The sequence below is a fragment of the Viridibacillus soli genome (genome assembly GCF_016612995.1).
GTDB classification, from domain to species: Bacteria; Bacillota; Bacilli; order Bacillales_A; family Planococcaceae; genus Viridibacillus; species Viridibacillus soli.
The window spans coordinates 1-5,270 of sequence record NZ_JAEOAH010000073.1; the positions used below are offsets into that span (position 1 = coordinate 1).

Consider the following 5,270-nt stretch of genomic DNA (forward strand, 5'->3'; position numbering starts at 1 on the left):
CCATCAACGCCAGCAATACCTTGAGGCCCAGTAGCCCCATGAGCCCCAGGAATACCAGGAATACCAGGGAAACCTCTTAAACCACGTTCACCTTGAGCGCCGGTATAACCTCTTGGCCCACGTTCACCTGGATCTCCCGTACGGCCAGTATAACCTCTTGGCCCACGTTCACCTGGATCTCCCGTACGGCCAGTATAACCTCTTGGCCCACGTTCACCTGGTGCTCCTGTATGGCCAGTATAACCTCTTGGCCCACGTTCACCCCGTGGCCCTTGTTCGCCCTTAGGACCCCTGCAACCTCTACGGCCTCTGGAAGGGACATTATTACAAGTACAGAGATATTTTCCGCACTTGCAACATCTTTTTTTACTATTATCCAATTTTTCACCTCCTACTTTAACATGCTATTCACGTTAGAGTAATTGATAAGGGCAAGAATCCTTGTTTATCTATTTTTTTTAGTTAGTTAAATTAGTGCATAGTTCCAAATTATATAATTTATCAAAAACCATTTTGTTTCAAATAGAAAGTAGTTGAATATATTGGCAGCATTGCAGCTTCGATAAAGTACTCTTTGATGTAGGAAAAATATAAAATAATGGTCCTGTTTTCGCCTATTTCTTGCAGTGTCCAGATGCTATAGCATATTGGTGTAATTATCAAAGAAAATACATGGTAGAGGATGGGGATAAAATAATCCTAGCCTAGAGTAGCTATTAAATTGAAAAGAGTCCCAGTTATTCTGTTGTTGCAAATTCATCGTATAAATTGTGATTGATCGTAATGTATTAAAGATTTTAAAGGTCTTGAGGATATCAGCGCAAATGTTATAAAGTGTGGATTTTTTTTAGTAAGCAGGGAAGTACCGATTTTTTTTGAATGTTGTTTTTGATTTTACTTTAATGAATAAATATTCCTTAAAATGTGTACCTTGACATTTGTAAGAATTTTCTTTATTATCAATCTCATTATCTAAATAATTGAAATATCGATGAGGATTTGTTAAGGACTATTTTTTATAGAGAGGTTTAGCTACAGAAAGAATTTTAGAGGAAATCCTTGAAAGCTACCTTTTAGTTTGTTTTCGAAAGAAGCGCGTGGCGACTGTTGTTATCATGTATGAGTGAAGAGCTTTGCTTTAAATAAGGGTGATACCGTCAAATTGTTGTTCCCTTGATTTTAAAGTATGGCTTTTTATTTTAAATAAGGAAGAGGGATGTAGAATGAGAGCATCAAAATTAAAAATAGGCGATGAAGTACGTATTATAGCACCTAGTCGTAGTATGCAAATCTTATCTGAGGAAGGTATTCAAGAAGCCATTGAACAGCTAGAAAAGCTTGGCTTAAAAGTAACATTTGGAGAACATATATATGAATGTGATTTGCATAGTTCTTCATCAATTGAATCAAGGGTAGCAGATTTACATGCTGCTTTTATAGACCCACAGGTGAAAGGCATATTGACGGTCATTGGTGGCTTCAATGTCAATGAAATTTTGCCATTTATCAATTACGAGCTAATTAAGGCAAATCCGAAAATTTTATGTGGATATAGTGATATTACAGCACTAGCATGGGCTATTACTGCCAAAACGGGTTTAGTTACATATTCGGGTCCACATTTTTCAAGCTTCGGTATGCAGAAAGAGAAAGACTATCAAACCTCTTATTTTAAAAAATGCTTAATGGAAGATGGAGCTTTTGACGTGGAGCAGTCTGCTGTTTGGAGCGATGATGCATGGTTTATAGATCAGGAGAATCGCAACTTGATTCCAAACGAAGGATTGCAAATTTATAATGCTGGGCATGCGTATGGTAAATTATTTGGTGGTAATTTATGTACGTTCAATTTGCTACAGGGTACCGAATTTATGCCGGATTTAAATGATGTGATTTTATTTATCGAAGATGATGAATTAACTGAGCCACTGACATTTGCACGCGATTTAACATCATTACTACAGCAGGAAAAATTAAAAAATCTAAAAGGAATCGTCATTGGCAAATTCCAAAACAAATCTGAAATGACAGATGAGCATTTGCATTTTATTTTTGACAAACATCCTATGTTAAAAGACATTCCAGTAATGTATAATGCAAGCTTTGGTCATATACAGCCTATGTTTACATTCCCAATTGGGGGATCTGTAGAGATTGATACGGAGCAGAAATCGATTAGAATTATTGAGCACTAGATAGTGAATGAAATAAAGGCCGTTTCTTTTACATACTATGTATGAGGTATGTTAACAGTCGCCATAGTATCTGGGGCAAATGGATTTCCTTGAAATAAGGGACAGGGTTTGGTGCTGAGATTTCAGCTTTTCTCGTTGGTTATATGATTAAGCTTTTGAATGTTTTTACAAAAAGAAAAAGCCTAAGTACATCATCATGAAGAATGTGAGGGGATTAAAAATGGATAAAATCCTACTAGTTGATGGCCACGATCAATACGAACGTGCACAAGGAACTTTAACACAAAGTCTTGCTAAAGTAATACAGAGTGACCTATCAACAGAGTATGAAATTCAGACAACTATTGTTAAGGAAGGGTATGAAGTTGATAAGGAAATTGAAAAGTTTCTTTGGGCAGACTGTATCGTTATACAAACACCAATTTATTGGTTTAGTATTCCGGGGCTGTTAAAAAAATATTTTGATGATATCTTCCTACCTAAAGTCTTTTTTGCGAAAGGACCGGAATTAGGAAGAGGCGGATTATTAAAGGAGAAAAAATATATGTTTTCTGTTACTTGGGGCGTTAAGAAGACTTCCTTTGCATCAACTGAACCTACAGCATTTTTGGAAGGAAAGACAGAAGACGAGGTACTGTTCCCAGTACATAAAACCTTTGAATATTGTGGCATGCAGCAATTGCCTACCTTTTCTTTATATGGAGCGATGAAGGAACGTGTAATTGAAGAAGATTTGAATCAAATTCAGGCACATTTAAAGAAAATATTTATAAAGTGAAATGATCACCCGATTCGATTGTCTCCTGACAATTTATTCGGGTAATCTTATTTTTGCCAAAATGCAGGAGTCAATAAGTAGTTTGTCTTCGCAAAGTTTATAGATATCAGCAGCAGTTTGTAAATTTAATAATATAAAGATTTAGAAGATTGGTCAAAATATACAGTTAATGTCATGGATTAATCTCATCTGGTATGGTTAAAACATTTACTTTTAGGGCTATTCATTATACCAAAATCTGATTTAATAATAACAAAGGAGTAATCTATAATGGAAGAAACTCGGTTAAAAGGTAAAAAAACACTGTTAGTACCGCTAGAAGAAAGCCATGTAGAAGGGCTTTATGTAGCTGGACAGTTCCAAGAAATTTGGACATATATGACGACGACAATAAACTCCCGTGAGGATATGAAAAATTATGTACAACAGGCTTTACATGAAAAAGAAAACGGTACTCAAATTCCGTTTGTTATCGTAGAGAAAAAGACAGGGCAAATAATTGGCTCCACAAGATTTTCGGACATTGACTGTAAACAAAAGCGCTTAGAAATGGGTTTTACATGGCTAACACCTGCAAAATGGCGCACGCCAATTAATACGGAATGCAAATATTTATTGCTCGAATACGCATTTGAACAGCTAAAGCTCAATCGTGTACAAATAAAAACAGATCATGAAAATATTCGCTCACAGGCAGCCATTGAAAGGATCGGTGCAAAAAAAGAAGGTATTTTACGCAACCATATGATACGTTCAAATGGAACCATACGTCATACGGTCATGTACAGTATTATTGATTCCGAATGGGTAGATGTAAAATTGCATTTAGAGGAACTGCTAAAAAATAAATAATTAGTTGAAAATTCTATTCTATGAAACTGATTACATAAATGCATGGATATACCTTCAATTATATAGTGTGAATTATATATTAACGATGTTAAACTATTTGTAATTTCACTTTATAAATTGATAAGGGGTGCCGATATGAAAAAAATTATTGCTAAACAATATGATGCATTTTCAATTATACCTGGCAAAGGGAATCCGGCTGGGATTGTGTTGGATGTCAATGATCTTACAGAAAAGGACATGCAGGAAATCGCATTCGCTACTTCACACCAGGGCATGAAATGAATTTATGAGGCCATGCAACGATGGCTATAATTTATGCTCTTTTAACAGAAAAGTTAATTGAACCTAAACGTTATTTAACAATTGAAATAAAAGCAGGCATTTTATCGATTCAATTAACTGAAAAACAAAATACATATTATATGAAAATGGAACATGCGAAGCAGCAATTTCCCCTTTGAAGGGTCTGTCAGTGATTTAACTGCATCAATTGGCATTACAATAGAAGATATTCATTCAGAATATCCAATTGTCTATGGGTGATTATATTAGTCGCATTCCAGGTATTCAACAATATCTGAGTAATCAAAAAGAGGTACTCGATTTTTATAATGCACTAACACCGGGATATAAGCGGGACTGGGCAAGATTTGTATATAGTGCGAAGCGTGCTGAGACGTAAGAGAAACGTTTGTTAGAAATGGCGACGATTCTCGGAGAAGGATTTAAACCCATAAATTTATATCGTGCTAACAAGAAATAAAAAATAGCTTCTGATTCGAAAAATAAATCAGAAGCTATTTTTTAGGCGTTACTATCTAGACTTTGAAGCCGAGTAATACAGATGGAGAAAAACTATATAGAAATCGTGATTTTGAATTAGAGTATTCTGTTTTAAGTAGAGAAGAACTACGGGAAAGTGGTTAGCAAATTATATTGCACACACTTGCCGATTTAAGTGAACAGGACTTAATGAAAGTAAAGATTCGAGGGGAAGATCATCTTGTCATGGAAGCGATTGAGCGACAAGTTTCCCATTACTCGTATTATGTGGGGCAAATTATTTATTTAGGAAAGCTTTTAAAAACTTCAGAATGGCAATCGTTAAGTATTCCAAAGGGGCGATCTGATAATAGGAAGGATTGCTTTAGAAGCCAATGGATTAATCGCGTTTGCAACTGGAGAGTGTCTAAAAAAGGAGTGATTAACTATCGGTGGTTTTCTTCTGCATCTTCTAGGAGCTTTTTATTTGGAAGAATAGAATACGAGAAGATATAAATGGAGTCAAAAGAAAATGACTCCGGAGGAATACCGAAGCCATTTATTAGTAGCATAGTGAACCTTAATTTACTCTCCTTTTTTTAACGGCGAGACCCTTTGCAACGGCGACAACATCTGCGGCGGCGAGACCCTCTGCTGCCGCGAGATCCTCTGCTGCCGCG

General features: G+C 35.9%; 7 protein-coding genes and 1 pseudogene. 7 read left to right on the top strand and 1 reads right to left on the bottom strand.

Going from position 1 to position 5,270, the window contains the following annotated elements:
* A pseudogene (locus JFL43_RS21940) lies at positions 1 to 380 on the bottom strand (hypothetical protein); the annotation flags it as partial.
* Positions 381 to 1,223: 843 nt separating this feature from the next.
* Here JFL43_RS21940 and JFL43_RS21945 point away from each other — a divergent pair.
* The 7 genes from JFL43_RS21945 (at position 1,224) to JFL43_RS23615 (ending at position 5,106) form a co-directional block, all read left to right on the top strand.
* On the top strand, positions 1,224 to 2,195 hold the full coding sequence (locus JFL43_RS21945; protein WP_200750692.1) for a S66 family peptidase: 972 nt from the start codon (positions 1,224 to 1,226) through the stop codon (positions 2,193 to 2,195).
* Between the two features lie 220 nt (positions 2,196 to 2,415).
* Positions 2,416 to 2,973, top strand: coding sequence for an NAD(P)H-dependent oxidoreductase (locus JFL43_RS21950; protein WP_200750693.1), 558 nt, complete (start codon positions 2,416 to 2,418; stop codon positions 2,971 to 2,973).
* Positions 2,974 to 3,243: 270 nt separating this feature from the next.
* Complete coding sequence (locus JFL43_RS21955; RefSeq protein ID WP_200750694.1) at positions 3,244 to 3,825, top strand: GNAT family N-acetyltransferase; 582 nt, start codon at positions 3,244 to 3,246, stop codon at positions 3,823 to 3,825.
* Between the two features lie 135 nt (positions 3,826 to 3,960).
* A complete protein-coding gene (locus tag JFL43_RS21960) occupies positions 3,961 to 4,110 on the top strand; it encodes a PhzF family phenazine biosynthesis protein (RefSeq protein ID WP_200750695.1) in 150 nt (49 codons plus the stop codon).
* A gap of 20 nt (positions 4,111 to 4,130) precedes the next feature.
* A complete protein-coding gene (locus JFL43_RS21965) occupies positions 4,131 to 4,289 on the top strand; it encodes a hypothetical protein (RefSeq protein ID WP_200750696.1) in 159 nt (52 codons plus the stop codon).
* A 74-nt stretch (positions 4,290 to 4,363) separates the two neighbouring features.
* Entirely contained in the window at positions 4,364 to 4,510 is a 147-nt protein-coding gene (locus JFL43_RS23270) for a YdeI/OmpD-associated family protein (protein ID WP_200750697.1), read from the top strand.
* A 254-nt stretch (positions 4,511 to 4,764) separates the two neighbouring features.
* Entirely contained in the window at positions 4,765 to 5,106 is a 342-nt protein-coding gene (locus tag JFL43_RS23615; RefSeq protein ID WP_407702015.1) for a DUF1572 family protein, read from the top strand.
* Positions 5,107 to 5,270 lie beyond the last annotated feature (164 nt).

Coding starts and splice junctions, on each gene's coding strand:
- JFL43_RS21960 (WP_200750695.1), top strand. CDS start 3,961: ATGAAAAAAATTATTGCTAAACAATATGATGCATTTTCAATTATACCT.
- JFL43_RS21965 (WP_200750696.1), top strand. CDS start 4,131: ATGGCTATAATTTATGCTCTTTTAACAGAAAAGTTAATTGAACCTAAA.
- JFL43_RS21950 (WP_200750693.1), top strand. CDS start 2,416: ATGGATAAAATCCTACTAGTTGATGGCCACGATCAATACGAACGTGCA.
- JFL43_RS23270 (WP_200750697.1), top strand. CDS start 4,364: ATGGGTGATTATATTAGTCGCATTCCAGGTATTCAACAATATCTGAGT.
- JFL43_RS21945 (WP_200750692.1), top strand. CDS start 1,224: ATGAGAGCATCAAAATTAAAAATAGGCGATGAAGTACGTATTATAGCA.
- JFL43_RS21955 (WP_200750694.1), top strand. CDS start 3,244: ATGGAAGAAACTCGGTTAAAAGGTAAAAAAACACTGTTAGTACCGCTA.